The organism is Bacillus sp. A01H (assembly GCF_045277205.1).
Classification (GTDB): Bacteria; Bacillota; Bacilli; order Bacillales; family Bacillaceae_G; genus Bacillus_A; species Bacillus_A paranthracis.
Genome location: NZ_CP117702.1, coordinates 2,302,995 through 2,316,504, shown reverse-complemented (window position 1 = coordinate 2,316,504; position 13,510 = coordinate 2,302,995). Strand labels below are relative to the sequence as shown.

General features: G+C 33.7%; 19 protein-coding genes and 1 pseudogene. 6 read left to right on the top strand and 14 right to left on the bottom strand.

The features are described 5' to 3' along the window. Nucleotides 1-166 precede the first annotated feature (166 nt). The 6 genes from PSR14_RS12200 to PSR14_RS12175 form a co-directional block, all read right to left on the bottom strand. Entirely contained in the window at nt 167-478 is a 312-nt protein-coding gene (locus PSR14_RS12200) for a hypothetical protein (protein WP_000417668.1), read from the bottom strand. Then, nucleotides 460-1,482 carry an anti-sigma factor gene (locus tag PSR14_RS12195; RefSeq protein ID WP_406644216.1) on the bottom strand — a complete coding sequence of 341 codons (1,023 nt, stop codon included), beginning with the start codon at nt 1,480-1,482 and terminating at the stop codon, nt 460-462. The genes PSR14_RS12200 and PSR14_RS12195 overlap by 19 nt, the downstream gene beginning before the upstream one ends. Next, nucleotides 1,472-1,972, bottom strand: coding sequence for a sigma-70 family RNA polymerase sigma factor (locus PSR14_RS12190; protein WP_000401919.1), 501 nt, complete (start codon nt 1,970-1,972; stop codon nt 1,472-1,474). The genes PSR14_RS12195 and PSR14_RS12190 overlap by 11 nt, the downstream gene beginning before the upstream one ends. Nucleotides 1,973-2,588: 616 nt before the next feature. Further along, on the bottom strand, nt 2,589-2,840 hold the full coding sequence (locus tag PSR14_RS12185) for a DUF3947 family protein (protein WP_000500111.1): 252 nt from the start codon (nt 2,838-2,840) through the stop codon (nt 2,589-2,591). Between the two features lie 376 nt (nt 2,841-3,216). Then, the gene (locus PSR14_RS12180; protein ID WP_000464534.1) at nt 3,217-3,615 is read right to left on the bottom strand and encodes a CHRD domain-containing protein; all 399 of its coding nucleotides are present in this window, start codon (nt 3,613-3,615) and stop codon (nt 3,217-3,219) included. Between the two features lie 337 nt (nt 3,616-3,952). Then, nucleotides 3,953-5,182: an IS110 family transposase gene (locus PSR14_RS12175; protein ID WP_098487274.1), complete on the bottom strand. Its 1,230-nt coding sequence runs from the start codon at nt 5,180-5,182 to the stop codon at nt 3,953-3,955. A gap of 370 nt (nt 5,183-5,552) precedes the next feature. Between PSR14_RS12175 and PSR14_RS12170 the strand changes: the two genes are divergently transcribed. Next, nucleotides 5,553-5,690, top strand: a complete 138-nt coding sequence (locus PSR14_RS12170; protein ID WP_000443219.1) for a DUF3956 family protein — start codon at nt 5,553-5,555, stop codon at nt 5,688-5,690. A gap of 123 nt (nt 5,691-5,813) precedes the next feature. On the opposite strand, the gene PSR14_RS12165 is transcribed toward PSR14_RS12170, so the two are convergent. The 3 genes from PSR14_RS12165 to PSR14_RS12155 all read right to left on the bottom strand — a co-directional run bounded on the left by PSR14_RS12165 (nt 5,814) and on the right by PSR14_RS12155 (nt 7,508). Continuing rightward, nucleotides 5,814-6,089 carry a hypothetical protein gene (locus tag PSR14_RS12165; RefSeq protein ID WP_000525900.1) on the bottom strand — a complete coding sequence of 92 codons (276 nt, stop codon included), beginning with the start codon at nt 6,087-6,089 and terminating at the stop codon, nt 5,814-5,816. 390 nt (nt 6,090-6,479) lie between these two features. Beyond that, nucleotides 6,480-6,833 carry a hypothetical protein gene (locus PSR14_RS12160; RefSeq protein WP_033670822.1) on the bottom strand — a complete coding sequence of 118 codons (354 nt, stop codon included), beginning with the start codon at nt 6,831-6,833 and terminating at the stop codon, nt 6,480-6,482. Nucleotides 6,834-7,277: 444 nt separating this feature from the next. Beyond that, nucleotides 7,278-7,508 carry a terminase small subunit gene (locus PSR14_RS12155; RefSeq protein ID WP_000883188.1) on the bottom strand — a complete coding sequence of 77 codons (231 nt, stop codon included), beginning with the start codon at nt 7,506-7,508 and terminating at the stop codon, nt 7,278-7,280. Nucleotides 7,509-7,583: 75 nt separating this feature from the next. On the opposite strand from PSR14_RS12155, the gene PSR14_RS12150 reads away from it, so the two are divergent. The 4 genes and pseudogenes from PSR14_RS12150 to PSR14_RS12135 all read left to right on the top strand — a co-directional run bounded on the left by PSR14_RS12150 (nt 7,584) and on the right by PSR14_RS12135 (nt 10,458). Then, nucleotides 7,584-8,192 carry a hypothetical protein gene (locus PSR14_RS12150; RefSeq protein ID WP_061536146.1) on the top strand — a complete coding sequence of 203 codons (609 nt, stop codon included), beginning with the start codon at nt 7,584-7,586 and terminating at the stop codon, nt 8,190-8,192. A gap of 505 nt (nt 8,193-8,697) precedes the next feature. Next, nucleotides 8,698-8,933, top strand: a pseudogene (locus PSR14_RS12145) (hypothetical protein); the annotation flags it as partial. A gap of 12 nt (nt 8,934-8,945) precedes the next feature. Further along, nucleotides 8,946-9,287, top strand: coding sequence for a thioredoxin family protein (locus tag PSR14_RS12140; protein ID WP_257147359.1), 342 nt, complete (start codon nt 8,946-8,948; stop codon nt 9,285-9,287). A gap of 289 nt (nt 9,288-9,576) precedes the next feature. Then, entirely contained in the window at nt 9,577-10,458 is an 882-nt protein-coding gene (locus tag PSR14_RS12135; protein ID WP_000380376.1) for a cation diffusion facilitator family transporter, read from the top strand. Here the strand turns inward: PSR14_RS12135 and PSR14_RS12130 are convergent. The 5 genes from PSR14_RS12130 to PSR14_RS12110 form a co-directional block, all read right to left on the bottom strand. Continuing rightward, on the bottom strand, nt 10,448-11,083 hold the full coding sequence (locus tag PSR14_RS12130) for a phosphatase PAP2 family protein (protein ID WP_002163663.1): 636 nt from the start codon (nt 11,081-11,083) through the stop codon (nt 10,448-10,450). The genes PSR14_RS12135 and PSR14_RS12130 overlap by 11 nt on opposite strands. Nucleotides 11,084-11,160: 77 nt before the next feature. After that, entirely contained in the window at nt 11,161-11,916 is a 756-nt protein-coding gene (locus tag PSR14_RS12125; RefSeq protein WP_000486605.1) for a sporulation protein, read from the bottom strand. Beyond that, a complete protein-coding gene (locus PSR14_RS12120; RefSeq protein WP_000872046.1) occupies nt 11,898-12,719 on the bottom strand; it encodes a serine/threonine-protein kinase in 822 nt (273 codons plus the stop codon). Before PSR14_RS12120 ends, PSR14_RS12125 begins: the two co-directional genes overlap by 19 nt. Beyond that, nucleotides 12,719-12,901 (bottom strand): hypothetical protein, encoded by a 183-nt coding sequence (locus PSR14_RS12115; protein ID WP_000473370.1) that lies wholly within the window; start codon nt 12,899-12,901, stop codon nt 12,719-12,721. The genes PSR14_RS12120 and PSR14_RS12115 overlap by 1 nt, the downstream gene beginning before the upstream one ends. A 110-nt stretch (nt 12,902-13,011) precedes the next feature. Beyond that, on the bottom strand, nt 13,012-13,191 hold the full coding sequence (locus PSR14_RS12110; RefSeq protein WP_000658451.1) for a YozD family protein: 180 nt from the start codon (nt 13,189-13,191) through the stop codon (nt 13,012-13,014). 149 nt (nt 13,192-13,340) lie between these two features. Between PSR14_RS12110 and PSR14_RS12105 the strand changes: the two genes are divergently transcribed. Continuing rightward, a complete protein-coding gene (locus PSR14_RS12105) occupies nt 13,341-13,508 on the top strand; it encodes a DUF3930 family protein (protein WP_000456537.1) in 168 nt (55 codons plus the stop codon). Nucleotides 13,509-13,510 lie beyond the last annotated feature (2 nt).

Below are 13,510 nucleotides of genomic sequence, written 5' to 3'. Positions count from 1 at the left end.
CCTATACTTGTCGCCTATTTATATACACGTAAGCGGAAGACATTTCAATAACACAACAACCTAGTAGTATAGTAATCTCTATTCAAATTTGATAAATCCCTTTCCTTTCTATTTTACTTTTTATGCATAAAAAAGAACGAACTTACATTCGTCCTTTCACACATTTTTATGGTCCAAAGCTTATCATCCAACCTAACATAAATCCAAATATAGAAAACAATAGCATAAAAAGATATAAACTACATGCCCACAATGCATATTTCCGACTTTTTCTTTTTGTGATCATTCCTATGACTGAGCATACCAATCCAATACCAACTATTTGCAGAAAACCTTTACCTATAAATGTTTCTTGTATAAGCAATATAATGTTCAAATATAATAACGCCAGAAAGGCAATAATTAATGAAATAGTCCCCATCCACGTTTCCTGTTTATAAATATGATTCTTTCTTTTTTTTAAGAATGCCAATTCCATAACCTCACTTCACCTACTTTCAATTTTCTAACTTTTTCGTGGCTCATTAATTTTTCAACTTCTGCTTTAGGTCCTGTTACAACTGCCCCATATGTTTTTACCCCATTTTTTTCAAGGAAAGAAATACGCTTTGACAACTCTAATACTTTCGCTCTAGATAGCTTCACTGCTAAATTTTCATGCTTTTGTAATGACTTTAACACATCAATAAATTGTTCCTCATGAGGTGAATCACTCACAAAAGCACCACTTGGTCTTGAAATCATATCTGCTGGAAAGCCAATCGGAGCAACATACATACCCTCGTCATTCGTTTGCTTCTCCTCTAACCCTGTATTAACGGCATACCAGACGATATCAATAGTGGGAAACATATTCGTTACCTCTTGTACACTCAACAATTCTCTAAAAGATATAAATGCTTCTACAACAGATTCTTGCGGAAGACCCTTTAATACTTGCGCTTCTTCATTACTATTATAGGATGAATTATAATTATTAGGATGAGACAATACCTCGTTATCTATATATGGGACTTCCGGAATTTTTTCATCTGTTGTATATTCACGGCTAACTTTCGTTGCTCTACTAAATATATAATCTGTTTTCTCTTCTCCTATTCGAATATCTTTCTTCCCTACCCTTTTATACAAATCAAAATGCAATTGTAAACTAAGCGGTAACAATGTTTGCTCCATGTCCCTATCTTTCAAAAATACATTTGGTTCTGTTACACTTAATGTTTGATTTACTACATTCCGTATCTCCATTGCGTTTGTAGGTGCAAATACATAGTATGCGAGAGTAGATATATATAATATAGGTTGAATAAGTAATAAAAAAGTAAATACAATTAAAACATTCGTAATACGCGCTCTTTTTTTCCCTATTTTCATCACTTGCTCCTGTTTTCCATTAGAAAGTGCATCCGGCCTTTGATGAAGAGCTTCTTGTAACAATTCTTTATAATCATCTTGTTCAGAATGAGGTTTATCATTTGTCATTTTGACTCTTTTCCTCCTTTAACAATTCTTTTAATCTCTTTCTCCCGCGAAATATGTGACTTTTATACGTGTTTAACTTTAAATCTAATACAGAAGCACCCTCTTCGTACGTTAATTGATGTACGTCACATAATAAAATAGCTTGCGCCTCTACCACCGGTAAAGTATGAATAATCTGAATTAATTTTTCATAACTATTTTTTGCGACTACATACTCTTCTGTAGATTCACCTGCTTGAATTGTTTCTAATTCCTCCGTTCCTACAAAAGCTACTTTTTTCTCTTTCCTAACAAAATCAATAAAGGTATGATATGCCACTTTAAAAAGCCATGATTTCACCTTTTGGTTTTCATAGTCTTCTAGATAAAGAAACGCCCGATAAAAAGTCTCCTGCATCAAGTCCTCCGCTACATGATGGCTACGAGAAAGGGAAAATAAATACCGGTACACATCGTTTATATAAACTTTATATATTTCTTCAATCTCCATCCCCCTCCTCCTTTCATATATAACACGAATAAACAAATTAAAAAGTTGCATTATTTTTCCTTTTTATTCATAAAAAATATTTATACGTTTCAATAACTATTTACAATTATAAACAAAACATAAGATGTTATGGCTATAAATATACTTCAAAATGGGGAAAAACGGTTCGGATGTTCTCCTGCTCTTGTAAATTGATAGTCATAGGACAATCTTCCTGTACGATATAACCACAGATAGGATTTCGTTGCTACCTCTCGTCCTGGTTCGCGTTAGTAAATGTTCATGTATCTTTTCATATAGTGCCACTATCCATCATTTGTCATGATAAGATAATTCTCATTCTTTCTTCGATCGACGATATTTTCTTATCAAAAAACAACTTGTAGAGTATGTACAAAGATTATCTCATCAGCTATTTACAAATTGTAGATGGAACTATTTGACGCTTACATATACACTCATCCCCCTCAATTATTTCCGCTATTTGCGGATACCTCAAAATTCGGCATCTGTGATAAAGGTAGGTGGGAGCTGGGTTTCCCGTATATATCCAATTGGTAATGGTTAGGTTAATAATCGGTTTGGGATACCTGCTCCTATTCATAAAATTTTCAGCTTATAGATTGAAGACAGTTCCATATGGAATCGTAAGAAAAGAACTTCCATACGGTGTGATTTGATGCACTGGATAAAAATACTCCATAGATGAATAATACGGCTGGATACCTTGTTGTTGCATTTGCATTTGTTGTTGCATTTGTAACGCTTGTTGAACAGCTTGAACTGTACTTTGTGCTCCGCTAAACGTTATTGATGTACCATATGCTGGTCGCATACCCGCTTGAGAATAAAAATACGAATAAAACATTTTTTTCAGCTCACTTTCATATAAGTTATTACAAATTATGTTATGATTCTTTATTTCAGTGGGTGCTGAAAGTTAGTCTATTAGCTTTGATTAGGTTTAAAAATTTCTATTCTCTCTTACACTTTCATATTTCAGTTACAAAGTTTATCTCCTAATACTAATTTAATTTTCGGAGGGGCATTTCATTTACAAGTTTTCGATAATTACTTTACAAACTAAAAAGGTAAAAAATTCACTATTTCTAATTCCATTCGATTACCTTCAAAACTATACAAATGAATTTTTAAGATTATTAAAGGTAAATTATCTATCTATACATCCTCCACAAAATAAAAGCACCCTAAACGGATGCTTTATTTTTCACTACTATAATTTCTTAGCAATAATTCAATTGTCCACGAATTTCACCATTAGGATGTTGTACTGTATGAACATTAATATAAATGTTTCCAGATATGATTTCATTTACAAGAGTAGCTAATGTTTGACCCGCTAACGGCCCAACCAAATCTTCTTGAGTAATTATTCCCGTAAGCGTTGCACACTCTATTGAAACCGGATTTGTTATAGGTCCAAATAAAAAAGCTACAACAGGACCATTAGTTCCTTTTGCTCCAATATGCAGATGGGCAACTACTACATCCTCTATATCAAATAAATCCAACTTAAATTTTAGGCTAAGCTCGTCCTGGCTTAATTTAAAGAAAGCCTCCCCTCGAGCGTCTGTTTCTACTGGTGGAACTTCATTTCTACCACGTAGCTTTGCAAAAAACATATCTATCACTCCTATGCTTTTATATACTACTAATATATTCATACCCTTTATATAAAGTGATAAAGAAGCAGTTGTTAGACCAATAAAAATTCATTTTATATGATAGATTAATTTATCAATTTTATAAAATCCATTAATTTAACTATAACGTTTTTTAAATTTGATTCATATATTGTAGTAGATTACTAGAAGACCTGCGGTAGTATGTCAACTTAGAAATAACAAAGTTTAAAGTTGTCAAAGGTCAATTTGTTTAAAAAAGGCATCACAAAACTAAACCAGTAACGAATGTAATTTACTGGAAAATAATGAAAGGTAGCGATGACAAAATTTTATGTCATTCTTTCACACACCTTCCAGGCGTAAAAAGTTGGTGGCTACGTAGTAGCGCATCCACCAATCGCACAAATTTTCTTGCGGTTAGAACGAGTGCACGTTTGTGTTGATGTTTTGGTACTTCATTATATTTTTTCACGTAATACTCTTGATAATCTGATACATGCTTTCTTACTGAATTGGCGGCTTCAACTAAGTAATAACGCAAGTAATGATTACCTGTACGGGATAATGAAGTATCTTCGGCTGTAAAACGACCGGATTGGTGCTTTCGCCAGTATAATCCAGCGTATTTGGCTATTTTTGTTTCATCGTCAAATCTTTCGATTTGGCCAATTTCAGCAATGATACCGGCAGCGAAAACAGGGCCTACTCCAGGAATAGATTCAAGTGTTTGGGTCAAACCAGCCATGATTTTTTTAATAGACTTTTCTAATTCCTTGATTTGCTGTTGAAACGTACGAATGACTGCGATGGATGTACCTAAGATGACATCTATTGAATCTTCTACAACCTTATCCAAGCGATAAGAAACTTTCACAGCTTTGTGAATGGATGCTGCTACGCATTTTGGATCACCAAAACGGTTTCGACTTTTTTTCTGTAGGAACTCAGCGAGTTCTTCTAAAGGCATATTAGCGAGTTCCTCTAAGCTGAATTTTTCAAGAAATAGTTCTGTCATGGCGCTACCGAATACGGAAGTATCCACCTCTTGTGAAAATGTATTACATTTAAAACTTAGGTGTTGAAGAAAGTGTTGTTTTTCTTTCGTTAACATTTTGACAAGTTGGTATCGTGATCGAGTTAATTGCTGCAGTGCCACGTACTGGCTTTCTTTTACGATAGACATTTGATTACGGCCAAATCGTAAGTAATCAGCAATGACAAAGGCATCAATCTCATCGGTTTTATTCATGTCAGAATAACTTTTCTTAAAATTTGCGACTTGCTTTGGGTTTAGGAGAAATACTTTTGCTCCAAAACGCTGTAAATCTATATCATGGTGAAGAAACATAGAAGGATGAAAGCTGTAAACAGAGGTGGATTCTAGACCAATCTTAAGGATGTCGACCTCTTTACCTGCAACACACTGTAATAATTTTTCTTTGAGTGTAGTAGCTCCCGGTAGGTCATTACTGACCGAAAAAGAATCCAGTTTTTCTCCATCACCATTTAAAAAGCAAACTTTCATATCAAACGAACTTACATCTAAACCAACAAATAATCTCATGTAAGAGACCTCCCTTCTATATTAGAATCATTTCTTGGACGTCTCGAGATATCTCTAGTGTGTACGCCGACCAACAACCTCGTGTATGAGAGCTAGTCCTGAATCGAAAGCCGCCCTAGAGCTACTATCATCTAGGTTCGAGGGTCAGGCTGCTCAGCCTGCGAGTAGGGAGTCCCGCACGTTCACTGAGAAACACTCTTCAAATGTGGTAAATCCACAGGAGGTGAAAGAATTGTCCCAAATGATCCTAAAATCATTATCTAGAAATATCTTGGGACGTCCAAGTATTTTTATTTATAGGGCTCTTATTAAGAAGAAAATCTAAGCCTGTAATAGGGCTTAAATATTAATATACGAGGGAGGTGTAAATATGGAAAGTTGTGTTTTGTTCGTTAATGGACAACCTCTTTTAGTGGTATCAGTTGCTGGAATCGAAATTGCTAGATTAGAACTTTCTCTTCAAGTAGCATTGACTTTAATAGCATTAGGAATTCCAATCTGTGCATAAAAGTTAGGCATTTATAAAAAGAGGGCTTAAGCCCTCTTTTTTATTTTCACCTTTCCTTCACAACAAAAAAAGACGCCATTAAAATCACGGCATCACGTACAATAATTGCGATTTGTTTTATCATTACTTCACTAGCAACCCTAATTCATGTAGAATTTCTGAGAACGAATAGCCATATGCAAAACCTATAATACGAATCCCTGGGGTCCATCTATGTTCTAAATTTTCATTGTATGTTTTCTTATAATACTTTAATTCAGAATCTATATTATATTTGTCGTTAATAATTACTTCCTCACTATGAAATCCATCTATTTCAATCTGAACAGCTACGTACTCTGCTCCCTCAATTAAGGCTTTAATATAACACTTTTCTAATTCCTCTAATGTCATCCCCATTATTAACCTCCTATCATAATGGGCGTTTTGTTCGATAAAAAAGAACATCTGGATCAGTAAATACGAAGATATACAAAAGGTAATCTCATTGAGTATTCAATAGTTTATAAGCTGTTTGCTTGTCCCGCAACATATTATATGATTTTTATATAAAAATAGTTCATCCAAAAAAGTAAAAATTACCATTTATTATTTTAAAAGATAGTTACAATCTTATTTTTTAAGCTAGTCTATCAATCGCTCCCTTGTGTTAAAAGAAGCAACTAATTATATTTATGAGTTTAAAAACAGTCACAAATTATCTATATCACGCTCTAATCTTATTTTCTTAACCTCATTAAATTCCTTTACAAATTAAAAAAGCAGCTGTTACGCTACTTTACATTCATTTTATCCCCAAGAGAAATGATAAATATATTCTCCCGTTACATTTTGATTAATCCCAGTAATTCTAGCAAACCTCATTAAGTCTGCCCCTTGAAGAAAATACATCGCAAGCATTACTGGTACTTGCGACCACATAAATTGATAAAAATCCTCGACTCTTTCGTTTGTTGAAACAATTAAATCATTTACAGGCCCTTGATTCCATACAGAAGTACTAACTAAACGAAACGGAAGATCTTTCCCATTAACTACTATTCTTGCCATGCTTTGAGTTATGTCCACATCAATTCCCTCCATCATTACAAAAATCGGACCTGTGTATTTACTCCTATGGTTATAAATATTCTTGACTTTCATAAATGACTAAGGCAAATCTCTATTTTTCACTTCTATTCAAATGAATTTATTACAGTAAAAAATAAATGAAATTTTAGTATTACTCTCCCTCAACTTCCGTATTATTTAGATTATTTATACCCTTGTTCGCTTTTACAATCCGGTATGCAAAATTACATATCTTATTATCTCAATATCACTTTATTAACTACAATTTGATAGAAATTCATTTGTATCACCTGATAAATCAGCGTTTGTAATTTAATTCCTTATTTGAAATTCCACTCTTTTATTTTTAAACACTATATTCAAATAATTATATTGGAATTTCTTGTTGTATACACATCTATCTTTTTCATGTATTATATACGAGAAGAGTAAGGTAAGAGTTACTCTTTGCCATTTTAGGAAAGGTCCTGTTGGAAACAACAGGACCTTTTTCGTATTAGTAAAAGCAATCTTGATTTACTCATTTAACCCACTCATTACTTCCCCAAATATAGTTTCAACCATTTTTGCTTTAAGCTCTCTGACCTGAAATGCTATATGTTCTCTTCTAAGTAATCGACTACTCGTACTATGCGTGCTTCTCTTTACATACCTAACTTTCCGTACAGCTTGTTTCCCTTTAAAGTATTTCACATAATACAAACAAAAGAGCCGTTCTTGTTCCGTCAACTCTTCATCATCTAGCATCTCGTTCACCTCCTTAAAAATGCAGGATTTCCCTTTTCACTATCGAATTAGTAATGTTCGGAAAGGGGGTGTAACATGGCGGAAATTAAAGTGGGACTTACACAATTTTTAGACTTCACACTGAAAAGTAGTGCTGCTAAAACAAATTTTGTAAAGAATTTAAAATCTCAACCTGAATATCACCCGGTTTTTGATTACTGGAAACAATTACGAGAAACTGTTATTAAATTTCATAAAAACAAACTAGCTTTTGACTGTTTTGAAACATTAGTACAGACTGTTGACCAGAAGAAAAAGCAAAACTACATTGATGTTATAAAGCAGTACAAAAAATTTATTAAAAACAAAAACGTCTCTTGGTTTGATCCAGGTAAATCGCATTGGTTATCACATAATTTAATCGTCCGCTCATCGCCTGAACTCGGTTTGCTCATTAATGATGAGCCGCATCTTATTAAACTGTTTTTCAAAGGAAAAAAAGAGCGAATTGATAAATATAACATCAACTCCACACTAACATTATTAAACGAATCAACATTTTCGAATGAACATAACAATGTGAATTATACGGTCCTTAATATCCAAAAGAACAAAATGTATACGAATAACTCTATTAATAATGATCATGTAATAGCTCTTGAATCAGAAGCTCACCAGCTTTGTTATTTATGGAATAAGATATAAAGGGTGTAGGAATCTCTTTATATGTCTTGTTCATGCGTAATTTAGGAACATTTTTCACAAACTACATTCATTTCGTTTAATTGAAGCTCACCTTCTTGTTTCTCACAAACAATGCAGGGTGGGCATTTTAAAAAAAATAGTTTCTTTACCCATTTCACCATCCTAGTTACCCCTTTGAAAGAATAATGTAATACTGTCTTTCTATCACATCTACATTCCCCCTGACTTCTACCGCTAAATACTTCCTAACATGTTCTTACGATTCCTTTCTCGCTCCATATCATGTTTTTCTTTCACTCTATACAGTGCCGCAATTTCCCCTTCTAGTTAGCCTTGCTCTTTTACCTGCATTACTTTATTTAGCTGTAATTGTTGCTGGAACTCCGCTAACGCCACTTAATCTCTTCTCTCACAATACCTCATAAAAATATATGGGGAAAAGAACTTTATAGCAATGGCTATCATGAATACAATTTACCTTACTAATAAATAGTAGCCTTACAATTTCAGAAGTTTGACACAGCTCACGAAAAAGCTTATAAAGAAAAGTGAGGTTCCTAATATTCATTTCTAGATTTAAGATGCATATAAGACTAGGACATAAAAAGTAGAATCACACTGGATATCTACTCATATGTACCAGGACTTCAAGAAACTGCGGTGGATCAATTTGCTAACGAATTTTCCGAAAAGAAAGGTTCTCGTTATAAGTTTTCCTTTCACAGCAAATACACCAACTAAATAACCAAAAATATTGATAGTGAAAAAGGAGAAACTAACATGGAAGAAATCAAATCTGAACAGGAATTTAAAGACATCATCGCAAACGAGGAGCCAGTAGTTGTTAAGTTCTTTACTACATGGTGTCCAGATTGCGTACGTATGGACAACTTTATCGGAGATGTAATGGAAGAGTTCAATAAGTTTGAATGGTATTCTATTAATAAAGATGAGTTCCCAAATATCGCTGAAGAGTATCAAGTAATGGGTATTCCAAGTTTACTTGTATATCAAAATGGTGAGAAGCTAGGCCACTTACATAGTGCTAACGCAAAAACTGAAGAGCAAGTTACTGAGTTTTTAGAAGCATACTAAGATAAAAACCCTCTGAAAAATATTTTCTAGAGGGTTTTTTATTTTTTCCAAATCAGCTGTCAGAAGTGTACATATTTGTACTCCCTTCTCCTTCCCGGGTTATACATAGATCTAAATCGCTTGCATACCCTAACTTTGCACTTTACAACATATTTTTCCTTCACGAAACTTTGTTATCCACTTCTTAAAAAGCTATAAAACGTCAACAATGTTTGTATAGACCCACACGACTTTCGTTTGATACTCTATTTATAGAAAGAAATTCCTTGTAGAAAGGTGAGTGATTAAAATGGATACTCTTTCTCATAAAGAAGCTGATAAAGGTGCTATTGTCAGCATTTTGGCCTACATATTTTTATCCTCTATGAAAATCATCATCAGTTATATTACCCTCTCTAGCGCATTACGTGCTGACGGTTTAAATAACTTAACCGATATCGGTGCTTCTTTAGCGATATTAATTGGTCTAAAAATCTCTCGGAAACCTCGTGATCCAGATCATCCATATGGGCATTCGCGTGCAGAACAAATTGCATCACTTGTTGCTTCTTTTATTATGGCAACGGTCGGATTAGAAGTTGTTATTAGTGCCATTCAATCTTTTTTAAATCCGAAACAAGCAGCACCTAATGTACTTGCTGCATGGGTAGCTTTATTTTCTGCTGTCGTTATGTACTGTGTGTATTTGTATACGAAAAAGATTGCAGCACGAACAAGAAGTAAATCATTAGAAGCAGCTGCAAAGGATAATTTATCAGATGCTCTCGTAAGTATTGGTACAGTAGTAGGTATTGTCGGTTCGCAGTTCCAAATGCCTATTTTAGATCCTATTGCCGCTTTAATTGTCGGTCTTATTATTTGTAAAACTGCATGGGAGATTTTCGTAGAAGCTTCTCATATGTTAACGGATGGAATCGATCCAGATAAGATGGAAGAGTACGCTGATGCGATTGAACATATTGGTGGCGTGGAAAACATCGTAGATATTCGCGCTCGTATGTACGGGAATCAAACGTACGTCGATATTACAATTGAGGTAGATGCTCGTATGGATGTTGGAGAAAGTCACTGTATTACTGACAACATCGAGGCAATGCTTCGCAAAAAGTTTGGCATTTATCATGCGCACATTCATGTTGAACCAATGGAAAAAGAACCTATTATGACATAGGTTCTTTTTTAATGAACGTTTTATGAAATATTACGCATAAAACGAGCCAGCTACCGCCAGCTGCCCATCCTGCTAATATGTCAGATGGATAGTGAACGCCAAGATATATTCGGCTAACTGAAATAGATAATACAACAAAGCTCGCTATAAAAATAATCAACAATTTTTTATGCAATGTAATACGTTCTTCTGTAATCGTGACGTATGCAATAAATCCTAAAAAAGCAGTAGCATTCATCGTATGACCGCTCGGAAAACTATATCCAGTTGCAGTAACAAGCTGCGACACATCAGGTCTTGCTCGCTCGTACCATAGTTTAAGCATACTGTTTAAATAACGAGATCCATAATAATTAATTGTTAGAAGTAATGCACTAAGCAACTTTTTTCTAACGAGAAAATACATTACAAGAATAATGAGTAACGGAAAATATATTCTTTTGGAACCGATAAACGACACCCAAGTAAAGTAGGCTGTCAAATAATCGTTTCGAAAACTTCGAATAAAATGTGCGACTATATTGTCAAATTTCTCAATACAAGCGGTATGATACGAAAGTGATAATACGACAAAACAAATGAGTAGCGTTGAACTTAACAAGTATAAATGTCGATATCGTTTCACATACATAACCTCACTATGCAAAAAAATGGAGCGGTTGTTTTAGTTTTCCTCTCCATTTCTTTTTTATGCATAGTTTATTAAAAAATATAATTGTTAATTGTTTCTTTCATCATTGGAATATCTTCATTCGTTACTGTAAAGCGCATCACTTTCTCATCAAGATCAAGTGCTTCTGCAAATAAACCTGCTAATCCACGAGATTTTCTGTCTACTTCCATAATAATCTCTAGGCGATCGTAAGCACTTGGTAAAATTAATAATTCTAGTTCATCTAATTTCCCATAATACTGTCCGGAAACAGGAACAAACTCAAATTCTTGTGCAAATGGAACTTGCTTACGTAATCGATACGGTAATTCTTCACATTCTATATGACGCGCTTTAAAACCTAATTGATTCACACTTTCTAACACACTATTTAATAGTGCATTTGGCAACACTTGAATGTAATCACGATCACTTGGATCTATACTACGTTTAATATCAAGGCCTGTGTGAACCCAAACTGTTTTCATTCCAAGAGTAAGCGGTGTTTCAAGCGGCATTTTAAATGAAAATGGAATTTCTCTTTTTTCATTCGGCTCAACAGAAAAAGGTTCTGTTAAACGAACTCGCTCTAAATCATATGTTGTTGTTACTTTTTTATCATCTACTTCTCGTACATACGATGTTGATAGCGTTAAGTAAATGCTTTCAATTTGTTGGCTAACGGAACCTCCAGTTATATGAACCTTTCCGTATATCTCTTCACCAACAATATACTCATCTTTTTCAAGAACTGTATCTACTTTTGCATTACCGATACCAACGCTTGCTAAAAACTTTTGAAACATGGATCCTCCATCCTTTCTAAAGCAAAAGCTACATCTTTTTTTAAATCTCGTACATTCTCATAGTACGGCGTTTTTATTTGTAACATACGCATCAGCATTTCACGGTTATAATTTTCCAAAGTTAATTCGTCATACCATGGTTTTTCATATTTTTCATTAGATTCATAGCCTGCATATAATAAAAATAATGAGAAATGACCAAGCGCATAAAAATCGCTACGAAAGTGAACTTCTCGCATCAAAGCTTGTTCACCTTCATACGTTGTAGCTCGTTCATCACCCTCACCTTTCAATTTCGCCAACCCAAAATCAATAATACTAATTTGGTTTTCTTTCATTAATATGTTTGGAATGCGTAAATCTCGGTGAATAATACCTTTACTATGAAACACTGATACAATTTCTAATATTTTATATAAAATTTTTAAAACTTCACGTTCTGTATATACATGTCCATCTAAGAAAATATAATCTTCAAAATTTTTACCAGGCATATATTCCATCACAAAAAAGCTTTTTTTCTCCCATACGAAATGATCATATAAACTAGGAATTGCATGATGATTTAATGTTTGTAAAATCATTTTCTCTTGTTCAAATGATTTTCTACCAGACTCATATCTTTGTTTACTTTGTCTTAATTGTTTTAAGACTTTATATCTATTTATTTGTAAATCATTAACGACATATGTAACCCCATAACTACCCATTCCAATTACTGATTCAATTTTATAACGTTCTACAACAATTGTATTTTTTCGCAGTGGTCTATCAAATAAAGCTAGTATACGACGCCATTTCATCAACTACTTGAAAAGAAGCTACGGCTTTTACGTTTTCTTTTATAATGATGATGCCCATAACCAGATGAACGTCGTTTATAATCGCTACTTGAATAAGAGCGACCTCTATGGCGATAATCACTACTAGAATACGAACGATATTTTTTCTTTCCTAATAAAGAATCAATAATTTTTTTGAACATCCCTTCACCTCTTGAGTAAAATTTTCTTTTAATTATACCAAGTATTGCTGGCTACATTTGTGACAAGTTTGTAAAGAGTAAAAAACGACGAGTTAAGCCCGTCGTTACTTTCACTCATCCTCTTCATCAAACACTTCATCAATCATACATTTCTCTAATAAATACTCGAATGTAATATCTGCGAGATCTTCAATTTCTTCTCGTTTTGGGACGTATCCTCTTTCAATTAGTTGCTCATAAAAAAACTCCGCAATCTCTTCCGTATCAATTACGACTTCAATTTCCTTCATGAGCATCACTCCTTTATTTCTGTTTTATGAAAAAATCTCAAAAATATGTATATGAGATTAGAAAAATAGTTTTTCTTTTTTATAGGTCATATCCTTTGGACAAGGTGCATACGATGGTAGTACAAGCTATCAAAAAGGGGGATATAATTATGGAATATCAATACGAGGTAAAGCAAGAAGTAGGACAAACAAAAGAAGAGTTCATGCATGAAGATCAATGGGCAGACTCTCTTATTAAATGGCTTTTTATTTTTTTAATAATTGTAGGCATACCTTATACTGCATATGTTGTTGTTCAATTCATTCTCTCTTTCTAGTT

Bases quoted from the DNA above. Each gene is read 5' to 3' on its own strand.
- PSR14_RS12150 (WP_061536146.1), top strand. From the start codon at position 7,584: ATGGCGGAAATTAAAGTGGGACTTACACAATTTTTAGACTTCACACTG.
- PSR14_RS12125 (WP_000486605.1), bottom strand. From the start codon at position 11,916: ATGTTTCAAAAGTTTTTAGCAAGCGTTGGTATCGGTAATGCAAAAGTA.
- PSR14_RS12180 (WP_000464534.1), bottom strand. From the start codon at position 3,615: ATGTTTTTTGCAAAGCTACGTGGTAGAAATGAAGTTCCACCAGTAGAA.
- PSR14_RS12105 (WP_000456537.1), top strand. From the start codon at position 13,341: ATGGAATATCAATACGAGGTAAAGCAAGAAGTAGGACAAACAAAAGAA.
- PSR14_RS12195 (WP_406644216.1), bottom strand. From the start codon at position 1,482: ATGACAAATGATAAACCTCATTCTGAACAAGATGATTATAAAGAATTG.
- PSR14_RS12155 (WP_000883188.1), bottom strand. From the start codon at position 7,508: ATGCTAGATGATGAAGAGTTGACGGAACAAGAACGGCTCTTTTGTTTG.
- PSR14_RS12135 (WP_000380376.1), top strand. From the start codon at position 9,577: ATGGATACTCTTTCTCATAAAGAAGCTGATAAAGGTGCTATTGTCAGC.
- PSR14_RS12165 (WP_000525900.1), bottom strand. From the start codon at position 6,089: ATGGGGATGACATTAGAGGAATTAGAAAAGTGTTATATTAAAGCCTTA.
- PSR14_RS12185 (WP_000500111.1), bottom strand. From the start codon at position 2,840: ATGTTTTATTCGTATTTTTATTCTCAAGCGGGTATGCGACCAGCATAT.
- PSR14_RS12160 (WP_033670822.1), bottom strand. From the start codon at position 6,833: ATGAAAGTCAAGAATATTTATAACCATAGGAGTAAATACACAGGTCCG.
- PSR14_RS12115 (WP_000473370.1), bottom strand. From the start codon at position 12,901: ATGTTCAAAAAAATTATTGATTCTTTATTAGGAAAGAAAAAATATCGT.
- PSR14_RS12170 (WP_000443219.1), top strand. From the start codon at position 5,553: ATGGAAAGTTGTGTTTTGTTCGTTAATGGACAACCTCTTTTAGTGGTA.
- PSR14_RS12190 (WP_000401919.1), bottom strand. From the start codon at position 1,972: ATGGAGATTGAAGAAATATATAAAGTTTATATAAACGATGTGTACCGG.
- PSR14_RS12110 (WP_000658451.1), bottom strand. From the start codon at position 13,191: ATGAAGGAAATTGAAGTCGTAATTGATACGGAAGAGATTGCGGAGTTT.
- PSR14_RS12120 (WP_000872046.1), bottom strand. From the start codon at position 12,719: ATGAAATGGCGTCGTATACTAGCTTTATTTGATAGACCACTGCGAAAA.
- PSR14_RS12175 (WP_098487274.1), bottom strand. From the start codon at position 5,182: ATGAGATTATTTGTTGGTTTAGATGTAAGTTCGTTTGATATGAAAGTT.
- PSR14_RS12200 (WP_000417668.1), bottom strand. From the start codon at position 478: ATGGAATTGGCATTCTTAAAAAAAAGAAAGAATCATATTTATAAACAG.